Raw genomic sequence first — 14868 nt, 5'->3', positions numbered from 1 at the left:
GCCGAGGCTGTCCGCAATCCTTCCCGAACATTTTCGCCACCTCTCACACGGAGATCTTGATCATGAGCACGTCACTCTTGGAAGACGAGATCCGCGAGTTCGTCCTGACCGCGGTCATCGACGAGATGAACATCCTGATGAGCCGCGACGGCATCACGGACGACAGTCCGGTGACCGTCGGCGGGCTGGATGTGGACTCACTGAGCCTGATCGAGCTCACGCTGCGGCTGGAGTCGCGGTTCGGCGTGGAGATCCCGGACACCGACATCGAGCCCCTGGCCACCCTGACTCTCGGCGGGCTCGTCGCCGAGGTCGTCCGACGCGGTGCGAAGGCATGAGCGCGAGAACCACGGCGAGCGACGCGGACCCCGCGCTGCGCCCCGTCACCACCGACACCGTCCGGGAGCTGCTGTCGGACCGCAAGATCTTCCCAGGGCTGCCCGACGACCTCGGCGAGGACGCCGAACTGGTGCTGGACTCCCTGGGGTTGGTGTGGCTGCTGCACGTGGTGGAGGAGCGCTACGGCCTGATCGTGGAGCCCACCGACGAGGACATCGCCGGGCTGACCTCGCTCCGGCGGCTCACCCGATATCTGCGCACGGCCCAGACGAACCCGCCGGACCGTGCGGAGGGGGCGGGACCGGCGCGACAGGCCGGAGCGACCGGAGCGACCGGAGAGGGGCGGCCGGGATGAGCGGTGAGGTGACGGTGACCGGATTCGGCGTACGCACCGCGTTCGGCACGGGCGCCGAGGCCCTCCGGCGCGGAGTCTTCGCGGGAGTCCCCGCGTTCGAGCCCACCACCCGGTTCGACACCGGCCCGTACCGTACGCCCGTGGCGGCCGCCGCCCCCGACGGACCCGACGCGGTCGAGGACTGGGCGCTGCGGCACGCTCTCGGCCGGTGCGGAGCGGATGCGTTGGGCATGGCCGGGCTCGGGGCGGGTGCGGAGGCGGCGGTGCTGCTGGGGGTCGCCGGTGATCATCGCAGCGTCACGCGGTACTGGGCCTCTCGCGCCCACGCGGCGGAGCCGCACTTGTCACAGCCCCGCATCCCTGAAGGGGCGCTCCACCGCGGCGAGTTCGACCGATCCCGCTCGGGCACCGCGAACGTACCGCTGCACGTGCCCGGGCCCCGGCCGGACGCGGGCCACGCCGCGGAGCGGGTCGCCGACGCGGTGCCCGCTCAGCTCACCGAACTGCTGGCCGACGGCCTGGGGCTGACCGGGCCCCGGCTCACCTTCACCAATGCCTGCGTCGCCTCCGCCGCCGCGATCATTCACGCCTGCCGGCTGATCTCCTCCGGGCGGATCGACACCGCCGTCTGTGCGGGCGGATACCTGGTGGAGGAGGAGACCTTCGGGAAGTTCGACTCCGGCCGGGCGCTGTCCCGCGACGGCATGGTGCGCCCGTTCAGCGCCGACCGCAGTGGTCTCCTGCTGGGCGACGGGGTGGCGGCCGTCGTGCTGGAGTCCACCGAGCACGCGCGGCGCCGCGGTGCCCGGCCGCTGGCGACCGTGGTGGGCTGGGGCGCGGCGACGGACGCCCACCACATCGCCCAGCCGCACCCGGAAGGTGTCGGGCTGGCCCGCGCGACACGGCAGGCCCTGCGGCTCGCCGGCGACCCGGACGGGGTGACACTCGGCTACGTCAACGCCCACGGCACAGGCACGAAGTACAACGACGGGGCCGAGACCCGTGGCCTGCGGGCCGCGTTCCCGGAGCGTGCCGAGTCGATCCCGGTCAGCTCCACCAAGAGCACCACCGGCCACCTCCTGGAGGCGGCGGGCGTCGTCGAGTTCGTGATCACGATGCTGGCTCTGCTGGACGGCGTACTGCCGCCGACCGCCGGATTCGGCCGGCCCGACCCGGAGTGCGACCTCGACTACGTACCGAACCGGCCCCGTCCTGCCGATCCGCGGCGGGCTCTCACCGTCAACGCGGCCTTCGGGGGCGCCAACACCGCACTCGTCCTGGAGCGGCCATGACCACGACCGACAAGACGGTCCCGCGCTCCCCCCTCGGCATCCTCGCCACCGCCACCGCCACCCACGACACCGGGCGGGACGACGACATCGCGCTGCCGAAACTGCCCGGCTTCGTGGAGTCGGCCTTCAGTCCGCTGGCCTACGAGGTCAGCGGGCGGTGCCTGACCGAGCGGCCCGGGGACGGCTCCCGTACCGCCGTCGCGCTGGCGAGCCTGATGGGTGACACCACCACCGCGGACCTGGCCAGCCGGCGGGTGGTGTCCGGCCGGGTCCACAACCCGCTGCTGTTCATGCAAGCCACCGCCAACTCCGTACTGGGGCACACGAGTCGCGAGTTCTCAATCACCGGGCAGATGTTCAGTCTCTCCACCCTCGACGACCCGGTGACCGAACTGCTGGCCATGGCGGATCTCCTGCTGGAGGACCCGGACCTGGACCGGGTCCTGGTGGTGGGCGTGGAACTGGGCGGCGGCGATCGCGTGGCCGCCGTACACCACGAACTGGCCGCGCACAGCGGGCGTCCGCTCCCGGCACTCCCGGCACTCCCCGCGTCCGCCGGTCTCGCGGCGGCGGTGCTGCTCGGCCGTCCCGGCGCGGGGGCACCGGTGTCGGTCCGGTCGGCCGAGACGACGTACGACACCGGCGAGGCACGACAACTCGGAGGAATCCAGGGACTGTTCGAGCTGGCCGCCGCCCACCGGCGGCTGCGGCGGGACGGCGGCAGCCACCTCCTGGTGACGGCACCGGACGCGCCCGCATTCATCCTCACCGCCGCCACCGAAACCGCGTCAACCGAAGCCACGTCCACCGAAGCCACGTCCACCGAAGCGGGAAACGAGACGGAGACCCATGCTCATCAGTAGGCAGGAGCGGGCGCGGATCTGCTCCGACCCCGAACTGGGCGCCGGCAACGTCCTGGAGCGCCTGACGGCATACGGCCGTCCACTCGACGAAGTCGTGCTGCGGACGGACGGCAACTGGCGCGCGCCCGACGGAAGTTGCCCCGAGGCGCTGACCCTCGGGCAGCTGCACGAGGTCGTCGGGACCTACGCGGGCTGGTACGCCGCCCAGGGTGTGCGCCCCCGCGACCCCGTCGCCCTCCACTCCTTCTCCAGCACCGAGTTCGCGGTGAACTTCCTCGCGCTGACGTCCCTCGGCGCGATCCCCTCGTTCGTCAACGGCAACCTGCCGCCCGACATCGCCCGGGAGTACGTACGCCGGCAGGGCGCCGTAGGTGCCTTCACGGACCGGGAGCATCACACCGTCCTGTCGGCGGCCCCGGAGCTCGGCTTCCGCGCGACCGCCGCCGACATCCACCCCGAGCACCGCGCGTCGCTCCCGCCCTCCCACCCGTACCGGCACGACCCCACCGACCCGGTGCTCATCTCGCACTCGTCCGGAACCACCGGGATGCCCAAGGGAGTTCCGCACACCCACCGCACCCTGATGTACGCGCAGACGCACCGGCTGCGCTACTCCACCGGCACCGACATGGAACGCACCCTGGTCGCACTGCCCGGCGCGCACAACGCGATGGTGGCCACGCTGCTGTACTGCCTCCTGCTGCGCACCGACATCAAACTGCTCTCCAGCCAGCGCGGCACCGACGTACTGGACGCCATCGAGGAGTTCAGGCCCACCACCGTGCTGGCCTTCGCCGGGACCTTCGGCGAGATGGCCGCCGAGGACCTGACGACGCGTGATCTGTCCAGTGTGCAGGTGTGGTTCAACACCGGGGACGCGGCACACGAGGCGCACATCCGGGCCCTGGTGGAGCACGGCAGCCATCAGACGATCGGAAAGGACCTGCGCCGCACACGGGTCGACGGCTCGGTCTTCGTGGACGGGCTCGGCTCGTCGGAGGCCGGCTATTCGGTCTTCCACAACCGGCACACCAAGGACACCTCCGCCTACTCACGCTGCGTCGGCAAGCCGATCAGCTTCGCCGAGGCCGCCGTGCTCGCGGAGGACGGCACCCCGCTGCCGCCCGGGCGGATCGGCCGCCTCGGCCTCAAGTCGCCCACCCTCACGCCCGGTTACTGGAACGACTCGCTGACCTGGAACCGGACGCGGCTGGGCGGCTACTGGCTCACCGGGGACCTCGCCCACCAGGACGAGGACGGCAACTTCTACCACCTCGACCGGGCACCGGACGCCATCCGCACCCGCGCCGGCATCGTCTTCAGCACCCGGACCGAGGAACTGCTGCTGCGGGAGCTGCCCGAGCTGGCCGACTGCACGGTCGTCGGGGCGGCCCCCGAGGACGTACGGGCCGACTGGGACGGCGACGGCGAGGCCGAGGCGTACGCACTGCTCCAACTCGCGGACGAGCGGAGCGATGACGGTGCGTGGACCGACGACGGTGCGTCGACCGACGGCGGCACGTCGACCGACGACGGTGCGTGGACCGACGACGGTGCGTGGACCGAGCGGGTCAACGCCGTCCTCACAGCCGCCGGGTTTCCCCCGGTCGCCCGCGCCCTGCGGATGAAGCCCGACGACGTGGCCAAGGGGGCCACCGGCAAGGTCCTGAAACGAGTGATGCGCGACCGGTTCGCCGCCAGGGGGCAGGTGTGAGCGCCGACGAGATCAACCACCGCGCCCAGACCGTGGAGGCGTACCGGCTGTGGTGGCAGCACGACGCCCACTGGTACCAAGGGGTGGCCGCTCGGTTCGGGCAGCAGGTCGCGAACGAGATCAACGCCGAGGCGCTGCGCAAGGTCGCCCTGCACGTCGGGCAGCGCGTCGCCCGCCGGTCCGGCCCGCTCCCCGACAGCGGGGACGGCCGCAAGGACCTGGAGGAACTGCGCCGCCGCTACGACGAGTGCGGTGACCGGATGTTCCCGCCGGAACTGCGCAACGCCTCCACCGAGGTGGCGGACGACGACCTGATCGTGCTCACACTGCGGCGGAACTTCGCCATCACCATGGTGCGGATGGCCGGTTCGCTGGAGGGCTATCAGTGCCCGTGCACCGCCATCCACGCCGGTTGGTCCGAGGGACTCGGCGTGACCCTGACGGAGAACCGGGCCGAGAGCTGTCTGCGCGACGGCGACACGGCGTGCCGCCTGCTGATGCGGCTGCGGTCGCCCGCCCCTCTTACCCACGGTACGGAGGACTGATCCGTGCGGGTACTTGTCGCCGGGGCCACCGGAGTTGTCGGACATCCGCTGGTGGGTGCGCTGCGGGCGCGGGGTCACCAGGTGAGCGCGCTGGTACGGGAGGAGTCCCAGGCCCGGGCCCCCGAGGCGGACGCCGTCGTGGTCGCCGACGCCCTCGACCGGGAGAGCCTGCTGGCGGCGGTGTCGGCCGCCCGGCCCGAGGTGGTCGTCCATCAGATGTCGGCGCTGCGGCGGCTGCGCGACGACCCGCCGGGAGCCTTCGCGCGGACCGCGCGGCTGCGCACCGAGGGCACCGCCCACCTGGTCGCGGCGGCGCGCGGCGCGGCGGGCGACCGGGCCCGTACGGCGCTGGGCTGGAAGCCGCTGCGGCCGAGCTGGCGCGACGGGCTGGGCCAGGAATGACGGGGCCCGGTGACACCGACGGGGCCGTTCGGCCGGGCGCGCTGTCAACGCACACGGTCGCGTCCCGGGCGACCTCCACCCGCGACACGGTCGCATCCCAGATGCCCGCCACCGGCGACACGGTCACATGCCCGGCGACCTCCACGTGCGACACGGACACACGCCCGGTGACCACAACCGGCGACACGGACACACGCCCGATAACCACCACCGCCGACACGGACACCACACCCGACGGAGGCCCCCGATGAGCACGGCAAGCCGGGCGGAAGAGGGAGAGAAGGCCCCCGCCCCGTCCCGGTCGTGGGCTGTTCTCCTGGTCGTGGTCTGCGCGCAGATGCTGATCTGGCTGGACACGTCGATCCTCAACGTCGCCGTCACCACCCTGGCCGACCCGGCCGAGGGGCTGGGCGCGACCCCCGCCGAGTTGGAGTGGGTGGCGAGCGCCTACACCCTGGTCTTCGCCGGCGCCCTCTTCGCGGGCGGCGCGCTGGCCGACCGGTTCGGTCCCCGGACCACGCTCCTCGCCGGCCTGGCGCTGTTCGGCGCCGCCTCCGCCGCCGGGGCGTTCGCGGTGAACCCGGCCTGGCTCATCGTGGCGCGCGCCTTCATGGGCGCGGGCAGTGCGCTGCTGATGCCGGCGACCCTGTCGGTCATCGTGCAGAGCACCCCGGAGGACAAACGCACCCGGGCGATCGCGATCTGGAGCTCGTCCAGCGGTCTGGGCGTGGCCGTCGGCCCGGTCGTGGGCGGGGCACTGCTCGGCAGCTTCTGGTGGGGTTCGGTGTTCCTGGTCAACGTGCCGATCGTCGCCCTGTGCCTGGCCGGAGTGGCGACCGTCGTACCCGGGCTGAGGAGTCCCCGGCGCAGGCCGCTCGACCTTCCGGGCCTGGCTCTGTCGGTGCTCGGCCTCGGCGGCGTGGTCTACGGGATCATCGAACTCGGCAACGGACAGGACTGGTACGGGCCGCACGTCCTGCTGCCCCTCGTCCTCGGCGGCGCCCTGCTCACCGCCTTCGTGGCCGGTCAGCGCAGGTCCCCGGCGCCCAGTCTGGATCTGCGGCTTTTCCGGCAGCCCGGGTTCACGGCCGGGAGTGTGGTGCTGCTGATCGCGTTCATGGCGCTGGCCGGGCACCTGTTCTACGCGGCCTTCTATCTCCAGGGGCCGCGTGGGCTCTCCCCCGCCGACGCCGGAACCGTGATGATCTCCGCCGCGGTCGGCATCGTCCTCGGCAGTCAGGTGTCCCCGGCGCTGAGCAGGCTGCTGACGGCACGGTGGACGGTCGCGGTCGGCGTCCTGGCCACGGCGGCCACCTACGTCGCCTACGCCTGGCTCGACGGGCGGACCCCGGTCTGGGTCATCGTCGCGCTGCTGTGGATCCAGGGCTTCGGGATGGGCCTGGTCGGTACGCCGGTCACGGCCGCGATGATGAGCGGGGTGCCGCCGCGACTGGCGGGCGCCGGCTCGGCCGTCAACAGCGTCACCCGGCAGGTCGGCGGAACGCTCGGGGTGGCGATGGCCGGTTCGATCCTCTCCGGGGTGTACCGGGAGCGGATGGCGGATGCCGAACTGCCCGGCCCCGCCCAGGGGTTGTCGCCGGCCGCCGCGGAGCAGGCCCGGACCTCCGCCGAGGCGGCCCGTTCACTGGCCGGTGCACTGCGCCTGCCCGACCTGGCGACCACGGCCGACCGCGCCTTCCTCGACGCGATGTACGCCGCCACCCTCTCCATCGCCGCGCTGGCGCTCGTCGGATGCGTGGTGTCCGTCGCGGGCCTGCGCACCCGGGCGCCGCGTCCCCCGAACGCCCCGGCCGCAGAACCCAGGAGTCCACACGACAGGAGAGGGACAGCATGACGGCGCAGGCAACGGCCCGTTCGGTCCTCGTCACCGGGGGAAACAGGGGCATCGGGCTGGCCATAGCCCGCCACTTCGCGGCGGCCGGTGACCGGGTCGCGGTGACCTACCGAGGTGAGGAGCCGCCCGTGTCCGCGGGATTCCTCGCCGTACGCTGCGATGTGACGGACAGTCAACAGGTGGACCGGGCCTTCAAGGAGGCCGAGGCGGCGCACGGTCCGGTCACCGTCCTGGTGGCGAACGCGGGCGCCGCCAACGACCGCCTGCTGGTGCGGATGAGCGAGGCGGACTTCACCTCCGTCCTCGACACCAACCTCACGGGGGCCTTCCGGGTCGCCAAACGAGCGATGCGCGGGATGCTCGGAGAAGGCCACGGCCGTATCGTCCTGATCTCCTCCACGGCGGCCCTGCACGGCTCCCCCGGGCAGACCAACTACGCGGCGGCGAAGGCCGGACTGGTCGGTTTCGCACGGTCACTGACCCGCGAACTCGGCCCCCGGGACATCACCTGCAACGTGGTGGCGCCCGGTCTGACCGAGTCGGACATGAGCCGTGCGCTCACCGCCCAGCAGCGCCAGGATCTGCTGCGGCAGACCCCTGCCGGACGTCTGGCCCGCCCCGAGGAGGTCGCCGACGCGGTCGCGTTCCTGGCCGACGCCGGCTATGTGCGCGGTGCCGTGATCCCGGTCGACGGAGGCGCCGGGCTGGGGCACTGAGGCCGTACCGGGCACACGGGACGTGGCGTGCGGGTCAGCCGATCTTGTCCGTGAAGCCCGCCGACAGGTACGTCTGGTGGGTGGCCTTTCCCTTGCTGGGGCCGGCGGTCCACGTGAAGGTGTACTCCAGGATCGCGCTCGTCTTCGGGTCGACGATCACCCGGCCGACGCTCTTGGCCTCCGCGAACTCCACGGCCGTCCCACGGCGCCCGGTGCTGTCCTTGACGGTGCCGAGCAGTTTGACGCCCTTCAGTCCCGCCATCGCCCTGAACAAACCCGCCCGCAGTTTCGGGCTCGCGGGGGAATCACCGAGCAGGGTGGCCGCCTGGTCGAAGGGGGAGATGCTCTTGGGCCGCGGCGGAGTCTGCAGCAGTTGGAGCAGCTTCGCCGGATCCGTGGTCAGCTGGTCCAGGCTCTTCCAGTCGAGGTCCTTCGGCCCGAACTGCCAGTCGGGCCGCTGCCCCTTCTTGTAGGCCTTGCCGTCCTTGACGACGTAGAAGTCCATGGATGCCGAGAGGTACGCGTCGCCGACGTTCGTCCGTGTCTTCCAGTACTTCCCCGAGGAGACCGACTGGGTGGCGGCCACCGTGGAGATGTCGTTCAGGAAGACGGACGCGGTGTCCGCGCTCGCCTCGCTCCGGGTGCCCGGGCCCGCGGGGGCTGTGCCGGTGTTCGCGTACGTCACCACGCCGGTCGCCACCGCGGCTGTGGTCAACAGGCCGATCAGGGCCCGGCGGCGCCCCGACAGCCGCCGGATCGGCGTCGCCACGACAGCGCCCGTGTCCGGACCGGCCCGGCCCGTGGTCCCCTCCGCGGCCACCGCCGCCTCCACCTCCGCCAGCACCCTGGCCAGGGCCCGCTCCGACGGCGGCTCGACCCGTCCCGCGGCCATCAGTTCATCGGCGCCGGGGAAGTCCAGCAGCGCCCCTCGCTCGTTCATCCCGTTCTCCTCCACGTCGTTGTTCGTACTCATGCCAGGTCTCCTGTCGCGGACAGGTTTCGTCCGGCCGGGCGGGGCGCCGCGAGCCGGTCACGCAGCCGGCCGCGGGCCCGGTGCAACCGCGAACGTGCGGTACCCGCCGGGATGCCCACGACGGCGGCGGCCTCGGCCGGGGTGAGCTGCTCCCAGCTGATCAGGAGCAGCACCTCCCGCTCCTCGACGGGCAGTTCGGCCAGCGCCCGGCGCAGTGCGGGGGCCAACGCCGCCGCGTCCAGCCGCTGGTCCACCGCCTGCCAGGGGTCGGTGACGTCCGGTCCCGCTACGACCTCTGTCCGTCCCGCCCGCCGCAGATACTGGGCGAGCACGTTGTGGGCCACCCCGAACAGCCAGCCACGGGCCGAGCCGCGTGAGGGGTCGAACGTGCGCCGCGCGGCGAACGCCTGCAACCAGGCCTCGGACAGCAGATCGTCCGCCGCGCCGGGCATGCGCCGGGCGAAGTAGCCGTGCAGGGCGGACGAGTGCGTCTCCACGAGCCGGGTGAACGCCGCCGCGTCGCCGGACGCCGACCGCGTCAACTGGGCGTCGCTGTCGCCGTGATCGTCACTGTCGCGGTAGCCGTGCCGGCCACGTCGCCGATTGCCCGGTTTATCCGGTTTATCCGGTTTCACCGAATCTCCGTCTCCGACCGCCGGACGACGGTCTCACCCTGTACTTGTCATCTGACGCGACTAGCGTTCGCGCTCCCGGCCGTACGTCCCGCCTCCATGTGGTGTCCGGCTCGCTCCGGGAGGGCTCGGCCCGTTTCACATGGCTCGCTCACTGGGCGCGGATCGCGTCGGCGGGTGGGGTGCGGAGGGCCTGGCGGGTGGGGAGTTCGATGGTGAGGAAGGCCGTGAGGGTGACCGTGAGAGCGAGGGCGGGGAGGAGCCAGGCCGGGCCGGCTGGCCAGGGGCGGCCGAGGAAGACCTGGCCCAGGAGGGCGAGGGGGAGGCCGGACAGGAGCAGGGCCGTGACGAGGGCGGTGGCGGCAGTGACCGCGGCCTCGCGGCGCATCATCGCGCGGATCTGGCGTGGTGTGGTGCCGTTGAGGCGGAGGGCGCCCATCTCGACGCCACGCTGGGCGGTGGCGGCGACGAGCTTGTTGGCGATGCTGAGCAGGAGATAGACGAGCAGGACCACGATGACGGCCAGGTTGATCCACACCTCGGGCGGGGCGTCCTTCAGGCCGCCGACGGACGTGGGATTCGTGTCCTCGACGGTCAGGCCGGGGCGGGACGCGGCCAGGGCCGTGAGGTGCTGACGGGCGGTGTCCGTGCCGTCGGTGCGGACGAGGAGGGACTGGTCGAGCCCGGTCGAGGTGTGTCCGGCCGCCAGGTCGTGGGAGAGGGCGACCGTGCCGAAGCCGAGACCACGGGCGTACACGGCGACAACCTTGGCGTCGACCCGTGCGCCGTCGCCCAGGACCAGGTTCATCCTGCTGCCCGGTTCCGCTCCGCGCGCGCGGGCGACCTCGCTGCTGACGGCGACGGTGGCGCCGGTGAGACCGCTGAGGCTGCCGTCCCGTACGTCGAGGTCGAGGACGTCCGCCGCGTCCGGAGTGAGGATCATCGCGGAGCCGGCCTCGGTCGCCGGCTCGCCGAACTCCTCGTACGTCCACACGACGGTGGTGTCACCGACGGGCACCGCCGCCCGTACGCCGGGGGTCTTCCGTACGGCGGCCAGGGTGCCGTCGGGCAGCGCGCCCAGTCCCGGCGCGCTGAGGCGCTGCTGAGCGAGGGTGCCGGCGCGGGTGTCGTTCGCGGTGGCGGCCAGCACGGTGGTCTGGGCGAAGGTGTAGGTCAGAACGAACATGACCGCCATGGCCAAAGCGCTGACGATCCCGGCGTTGCGCAGGGCGTAGGCGCGGACGTTGGACATCGCCAGCCAGGTCGGCGCGGACGCGCGGGAGCGGGTACGACGGGACGCGGCGGCTCCGACTGTCCGGACCAGGGCCGGGCCGGCCAGGGCCAGGCCGATCGCGCCGACGATGCCCGCCATGGAGGTGCCGGTGGCGCCGATGACCGTACGTGAGAAGAGCGGCAGGACCGACATGGTGAGCGCCGCGAGGATGACCAGCAGTCCGGCACGGGTACGGGCCTTCGACGGGTCGCGGGGTTCGCTGCGGGATTCCGCGACCGCCTCGGTGGCCGGCCTGCGGGAGGTGCGCCAGGCCGCGCCTCGCGCCGACAGCTGCACGGCCAGGGCCGTCAGGAGGATCGTCGCGAGGGCGGGCAACGGGCTGTAGGTGAGCGGCAGTTCGGACGGTACGACACCCCGGTCCGCCAGCAGGTCACGGAACTGCCCGGCCAGCGGATAGCCCAGCGCCACACCGGGCACCAGCGCCACGGCCGCGATGACCGTGGCCTGGGCGGCGGCAAGTCGACGGATCTGCCGCGGAGTCGCCCCGACGGCCCGCATCAGCGCCAGGTCGCGGCGCTGCCCGCCGACCGACACGGCCAGCGCGCTCGCCATCACGAACCCGGTGATCAGCAGGACGATCCCGGAGAGGGAGGAGGCGAGGAGGATCAGCAGCGAGCGGGACGCGCCCGAGCCGGGTGCGACCAGGTCCCCGCGGCCCGCGCCGGTGACCGTCACCAGCCCGGTGCCCTTCAGCTTCGTAAGCCGTGCGCGTACCTCCGCGGCGACCCGTTCCTCGGCGCCCGGTGCGGTGCGCAGGCCGATCAGGTCGACGGTTGTGGCACGCGCCCCGGCGTCGCCGCTCGCGCGACCTGACAGTCGTACGGCCGTCGTGTCGGCGAAGAGGATCCCGGCGCCCGGGGCGTCGACCACCGCCGAGACGCGGTAGCCGGCGGCGGGGCGGGCGCCCGCGACGACCTTGACCCTGTCGCCGACCCGGACCCCCGCCGCGGCGGCGGTGACGCTGTCCACGGCGACCTCGCCGGAACCGGTGGGCTCGCCGCCGTCGACCTTCGGGGCGTTCAGCAGGCCGGTCGAGGACCAGCCGTGTCCGGCGGACGCGGGGTCCTCGGTCGGTACGACCCGGCCGCGGGCGTCGACGAGGGCGGCGGGGAAGCCGATGTCGCCGACCGTGGCCTCGACCCCCGGCAGCCCGGACAGTTCGGTGACGAGGCGGGCCGGGACCCTACGGCGCTCCGGGAGCGCGATCGGCAGGTCGCCGCTCGAGTGGAACACCTGGTCGGCCGCGACCACGACATCCGCGCCGGCCAGGCGGCCGGCCGGCAGGTGGGAGCGCAGACCGGACTCGGCCAGCACTCCGGTGCCGGTGATCAGGGCGGCGCCGCCGAGGACCGCGCAGGCAACGGCGATCAGCGCGGTGATCCGGTGCCCGGCCATACGTATCGCGAGACGGAACACGGCTCTCACACCTCTCCCAACTCGACTAGACGGTGGGCCAGTTCGGGGGCGGTCGGCTTGTCGAGGGCCTCGACCACCCGGCCGTCGGCCATCACCAGCACCTGGTGGGCGCGGGCCGCCGCGGCCGGATCGTGGGTGACCATCACCACCGTCTGGTTCAGGTCGTCGACCAGATCCCGCAGCAGGTCGAGGACCTCGTGGGCGCTGCGCAGATCCAGCGCGCCGGTCGGCTCGTCGGCGAACACGACGGCCGGTTTGGCCACCAACGCCCGGACGACCGCGGCCCGTTGCTGCTGGCCGCCGGAGAGCTCCGCCGGCCGGTGGGCCAGCCGGTCGGCGAGACCGACCCGCCGCACCAGCGTCCGCACCCAGTCCTGGTCGGGGGCGCGTCCCGCCAGCCGCAGCGGCAGCGTGATGTTGTCCTCGACGCTGAGCGACGGGATCAGGTTGTACGCCTGGAACACGAACCCGACGCGTTCCCGGCGCAGTTCGGTACGGCGGGTCTCGTTCAGTCCGCCGATCTCCCGGCCGTCGATACGGATGCTCCCCGACGTCGGGGAGTCCAGCCCGGCCGCGCAGTGCATCAGCGTGCTCTTGCCGGAGCCCGAAGGCCCCATCACGGCGAGAAACGTTCCGCGGTCCACGGTCAGGGACACGTTGTCGAGGGCGCGTACCCCTCCCGCGTACTCCTTGCTGACGTCCACGAGGGCGATGGCGCTCATCGACGGCCCCGCAGGCTGCGCACGACGAGGGCCCCGCCGCAGAGCACGGTGAGGGCGCCGCAGGCCAGGTGCACCCAGGTGTCCGCACCGCCGAAGGAAGCCGCCATGTTGGCGACCGCGCTGACCACGACCACGATCCACAGGAGCGTGCGGGCGACGTCTCCTCGGGTGAGGCGGTCGGAGTCGGCGGTTGTGTTCGTCATGGGGCTTCTCCCGTGGTCGTGGGCGGTCGATGTGCGGTCCGTCAGGGGCCCGTGTGCGGTCCGTCGGCGGGCCTCGCTGTCGTCACCGACGCTATGGATCGGCACCCCTCCCGGCCGATCCCGCAGCCGGGCCGGTTCAGGTACAGCAGGCTGTACTTCCCGGCCTCGGGGCCACCCGCCGACCGGCAAGCGACATAGGGTCGTTCGCGAACGAGGGAGGGTGGATGGCACCGCACGAAAACAGCGCTGACACCGCTGCCGCCGGCCGGGGCGCGGGCTTCAAGGACATCTCCGTACGCACCCTGAACGCCGCCGGCACCGCGATCGGACAGCTCGCGTCCGGGCTCAACACCGCACTGCTCGCCCTGCTGGTGCTGCTCTGTACGGCCGTCGCCGCCGTGACGAGCCTGGTCGGGGTGGGGCTGCTCATGGCGCCCGTCGTGCTGCGCGCGCTGCATGCCGTCGCCGGACGGGAACGCGTACGGCTGGCCCGCTGGGGCCCGGAGGTCGTCGCCCCGGAGCCCCCGCCGACCCGGCTACGGCCCGCCCTGGTCGACCCCACCACCCGACGGGAACTGCGCTGGCTGGTCCGGCACGCGACCCTCGGGTTCCTCCTGGGGCTGCTCGGGGTCCTCCTGCCGCTCCTGGCCGTGCGGGACAGCGCCTTTCCGCTGTACTGGAAGCTCCTGCCGGGGGATACAACCGCCACGTCTCTGGGAATCGGGCTCGCGCGATCCTGGCCCGACGCCCTCGCCGTGGCGCTGCTGGGCCTGAGCTGGGTCATCATCGTTCTCGGGCTCGCGCCCGGCATGGCCCGTCTGCAGGCCCGGCCCGGCAGGCAGCTCCTCGCCGCCGGTCCCGACGTCGATCTCTCCCTGCGCGTCGCGGAGTTGACGGCCACCCGCGCCGCCGCGCTCGACGCCCACGCCACCGAACTGCGCCGTATCGAACGCTCGTTGCACGACGGCACCCAGAACCGCATCGTCAGCGTCACCGTCCTGCTGGGCGCGGCCCGACGCATGGTGGCCCGCGACCCGGCCGGCGCCGACGAACTCCTCGAACGCGCCCAGTCGGCCGCCGAACAGGCCCTCGCGGAGCTGCGTACGGTCTCCCGGAGCATCCTGCCCCCCGTGCTCGCCGATCGCGGACTGGCCGGCGCGCTCTCCGGCCTGGCCGTGAACTGCGCGGTGCCGTGCCGGGTCGACGTGGACGTACCCGCGCGGTGCGCCGCCTCCGTCGAGGCGACCGCCTACTTCGTGGTGGCCGAGGCCCTGACCAACATCGCCAAGCACAGCGGCGCCGCCCACGCCACCGTCACCGCCCGCAGCCGCGGCGGCCGACTGCGCCTGCGCGTCGAGGACGACGGCCGGGGCGGCGCTGGGGGCACCTCCCAGGCATTCGGCTCTGGGGGAGAGGACGGCGGCTCCGGGCTCACCGGTATCCGCCGCCGGATCGCGGCGCTCGACGGTAGCCTCACTCTGGCCAGCCCGCCGGGCGGCCCGACAACCCTTGAAGTGGACCTTCCCTGTGGATCGTGACGATCGTGT

General features: G+C 72.9%; 15 protein-coding genes. 10 read left to right on the top strand and 5 right to left on the bottom strand.

Annotated features, from left to right (window positions below; all coding sequences use genetic code 11):
• Positions 1-62 precede the first annotated feature (62 nt).
• The 9 genes from AB0H86_RS05190 to fabG all read left to right on the top strand — a co-directional run bounded on the left by AB0H86_RS05190 (position 63) and on the right by fabG (position 8081).
• On the top strand, positions 63-338 hold the full coding sequence (locus tag AB0H86_RS05190) for a phosphopantetheine-binding protein (RefSeq protein ID WP_362433125.1): 276 nt from the start codon (positions 63-65) through the stop codon (positions 336-338).
• Positions 335-694, top strand: a complete 360-nt coding sequence (locus tag AB0H86_RS05185; protein ID WP_362433122.1) for an acyl carrier protein — start codon at positions 335-337, stop codon at positions 692-694. Before AB0H86_RS05190 ends, AB0H86_RS05185 begins: the two co-directional genes overlap by 4 nt.
• Complete coding sequence (locus tag AB0H86_RS05180) at positions 691-1986, top strand: beta-ketoacyl-[acyl-carrier-protein] synthase family protein (RefSeq protein ID WP_362433120.1); 1296 nt, start codon at positions 691-693, stop codon at positions 1984-1986. The genes AB0H86_RS05185 and AB0H86_RS05180 overlap by 4 nt, the downstream gene beginning before the upstream one ends.
• Positions 1983-2849 (top strand): hypothetical protein, encoded by an 867-nt coding sequence (locus AB0H86_RS05175; protein WP_362433118.1) that lies wholly within the window; start codon positions 1983-1985, stop codon positions 2847-2849. The genes AB0H86_RS05180 and AB0H86_RS05175 overlap by 4 nt, the downstream gene beginning before the upstream one ends.
• On the top strand, positions 2836-4563 hold the full coding sequence (locus AB0H86_RS05170) for a long-chain fatty acid--CoA ligase (RefSeq protein WP_362433115.1): 1728 nt from the start codon (positions 2836-2838) through the stop codon (positions 4561-4563). Before AB0H86_RS05175 ends, AB0H86_RS05170 begins: the two co-directional genes overlap by 14 nt.
• The gene (locus AB0H86_RS05165; protein ID WP_362433112.1) at positions 4560-5108 is read left to right on the top strand and encodes a hypothetical protein; all 549 of its coding nucleotides are present in this window, start codon (positions 4560-4562) and stop codon (positions 5106-5108) included. Before AB0H86_RS05170 ends, AB0H86_RS05165 begins: the two co-directional genes overlap by 4 nt.
• 3 nt (positions 5109-5111) lie before the next feature.
• Entirely contained in the window at positions 5112-5510 is a 399-nt protein-coding gene (locus AB0H86_RS05160) for an NAD(P)H-binding protein (protein ID WP_362433109.1), read from the top strand.
• A 247-nt stretch (positions 5511-5757) separates the two neighbouring features.
• Entirely contained in the window at positions 5758-7365 is a 1608-nt protein-coding gene (locus AB0H86_RS05155; protein ID WP_362433106.1) for an MFS transporter, read from the top strand.
• A complete protein-coding gene (fabG, locus tag AB0H86_RS05150; RefSeq protein WP_362433103.1) occupies positions 7362-8081 on the top strand; it encodes a 3-oxoacyl-ACP reductase FabG in 720 nt (239 codons plus the stop codon). The genes AB0H86_RS05155 and fabG overlap by 4 nt, the downstream gene beginning before the upstream one ends.
• A gap of 34 nt (positions 8082-8115) precedes the next feature.
• On the opposite strand, the gene AB0H86_RS05145 is transcribed toward fabG, so the two are convergent.
• The 5 genes from AB0H86_RS05145 to AB0H86_RS05125 all read right to left on the bottom strand — a co-directional run bounded on the left by AB0H86_RS05145 (position 8116) and on the right by AB0H86_RS05125 (position 13321).
• Complete coding sequence (locus AB0H86_RS05145; RefSeq protein ID WP_362433100.1) at positions 8116-9054, bottom strand: hypothetical protein; 939 nt, start codon at positions 9052-9054, stop codon at positions 8116-8118.
• Positions 9051-9689: an RNA polymerase sigma factor gene (locus tag AB0H86_RS05140; RefSeq protein ID WP_362433098.1), complete on the bottom strand. Its 639-nt coding sequence runs from the start codon at positions 9687-9689 to the stop codon at positions 9051-9053. The genes AB0H86_RS05145 and AB0H86_RS05140 overlap by 4 nt, the downstream gene beginning before the upstream one ends.
• Positions 9690-9837: 148 nt before the next feature.
• Positions 9838-12396: an FtsX-like permease family protein gene (locus AB0H86_RS05135; RefSeq protein ID WP_362433096.1), complete on the bottom strand. Its 2559-nt coding sequence runs from the start codon at positions 12394-12396 to the stop codon at positions 9838-9840.
• A gap of 5 nt (positions 12397-12401) precedes the next feature.
• The gene (locus AB0H86_RS05130; protein WP_362433094.1) at positions 12402-13118 is read right to left on the bottom strand and encodes an ABC transporter ATP-binding protein; all 717 of its coding nucleotides are present in this window, start codon (positions 13116-13118) and stop codon (positions 12402-12404) included.
• Complete coding sequence (locus AB0H86_RS05125) at positions 13115-13321, bottom strand: hypothetical protein (RefSeq protein ID WP_362433092.1); 207 nt, start codon at positions 13319-13321, stop codon at positions 13115-13117. The genes AB0H86_RS05130 and AB0H86_RS05125 overlap by 4 nt, the downstream gene beginning before the upstream one ends.
• 224 nt (positions 13322-13545) lie before the next feature.
• Here AB0H86_RS05125 and AB0H86_RS05120 point away from each other — a divergent pair, with 224 nt between their 5' ends.
• Positions 13546-14859: a sensor domain-containing protein gene (locus AB0H86_RS05120; protein WP_362433089.1), complete on the top strand. Its 1314-nt coding sequence runs from the start codon at positions 13546-13548 to the stop codon at positions 14857-14859.
• Positions 14860-14868: the final 9 nt, after the last annotated feature.

The sequence above is a fragment of the Streptomyces sp. NPDC050997 genome (assembly GCF_040660135.1).
GTDB lineage: Bacteria > Actinomycetota > Actinomycetes > Streptomycetales > Streptomycetaceae > Streptomyces.
Note: the sequence above shows the minus strand (reverse complement) of the source record. Positions and strands in the feature narration are given on the sequence as shown.

What these genes read in the sequence shown, in the direction of transcription:
- AB0H86_RS05125 (WP_362433092.1), bottom strand. Translation starts at nt 13,321, where the DNA reads ATGACGAACACAACCGCCGACTCCGACCGCCTCACCCGAGGAGACGTC.
- AB0H86_RS05145 (WP_362433100.1), bottom strand. Translation starts at nt 9,054, where the DNA reads ATGAGTACGAACAACGACGTGGAGGAGAACGGGATGAACGAGCGAGGG.
- AB0H86_RS05190 (WP_362433125.1), top strand. Translation starts at nt 63, where the DNA reads ATGAGCACGTCACTCTTGGAAGACGAGATCCGCGAGTTCGTCCTGACC.
- fabG (WP_362433103.1), top strand. Translation starts at nt 7,362, where the DNA reads ATGACGGCGCAGGCAACGGCCCGTTCGGTCCTCGTCACCGGGGGAAAC.
- AB0H86_RS05170 (WP_362433115.1), top strand. Translation starts at nt 2,836, where the DNA reads ATGCTCATCAGTAGGCAGGAGCGGGCGCGGATCTGCTCCGACCCCGAA.
- AB0H86_RS05175 (WP_362433118.1), top strand. Translation starts at nt 1,983, where the DNA reads ATGACCACGACCGACAAGACGGTCCCGCGCTCCCCCCTCGGCATCCTC.
- AB0H86_RS05130 (WP_362433094.1), bottom strand. Translation starts at nt 13,118, where the DNA reads ATGAGCGCCATCGCCCTCGTGGACGTCAGCAAGGAGTACGCGGGAGGG.
- AB0H86_RS05120 (WP_362433089.1), top strand. Translation starts at nt 13,546, where the DNA reads ATGGCACCGCACGAAAACAGCGCTGACACCGCTGCCGCCGGCCGGGGC.
- AB0H86_RS05180 (WP_362433120.1), top strand. Translation starts at nt 691, where the DNA reads ATGAGCGGTGAGGTGACGGTGACCGGATTCGGCGTACGCACCGCGTTC.
- AB0H86_RS05155 (WP_362433106.1), top strand. Translation starts at nt 5,758, where the DNA reads ATGAGCACGGCAAGCCGGGCGGAAGAGGGAGAGAAGGCCCCCGCCCCG.
- AB0H86_RS05185 (WP_362433122.1), top strand. Translation starts at nt 335, where the DNA reads ATGAGCGCGAGAACCACGGCGAGCGACGCGGACCCCGCGCTGCGCCCC.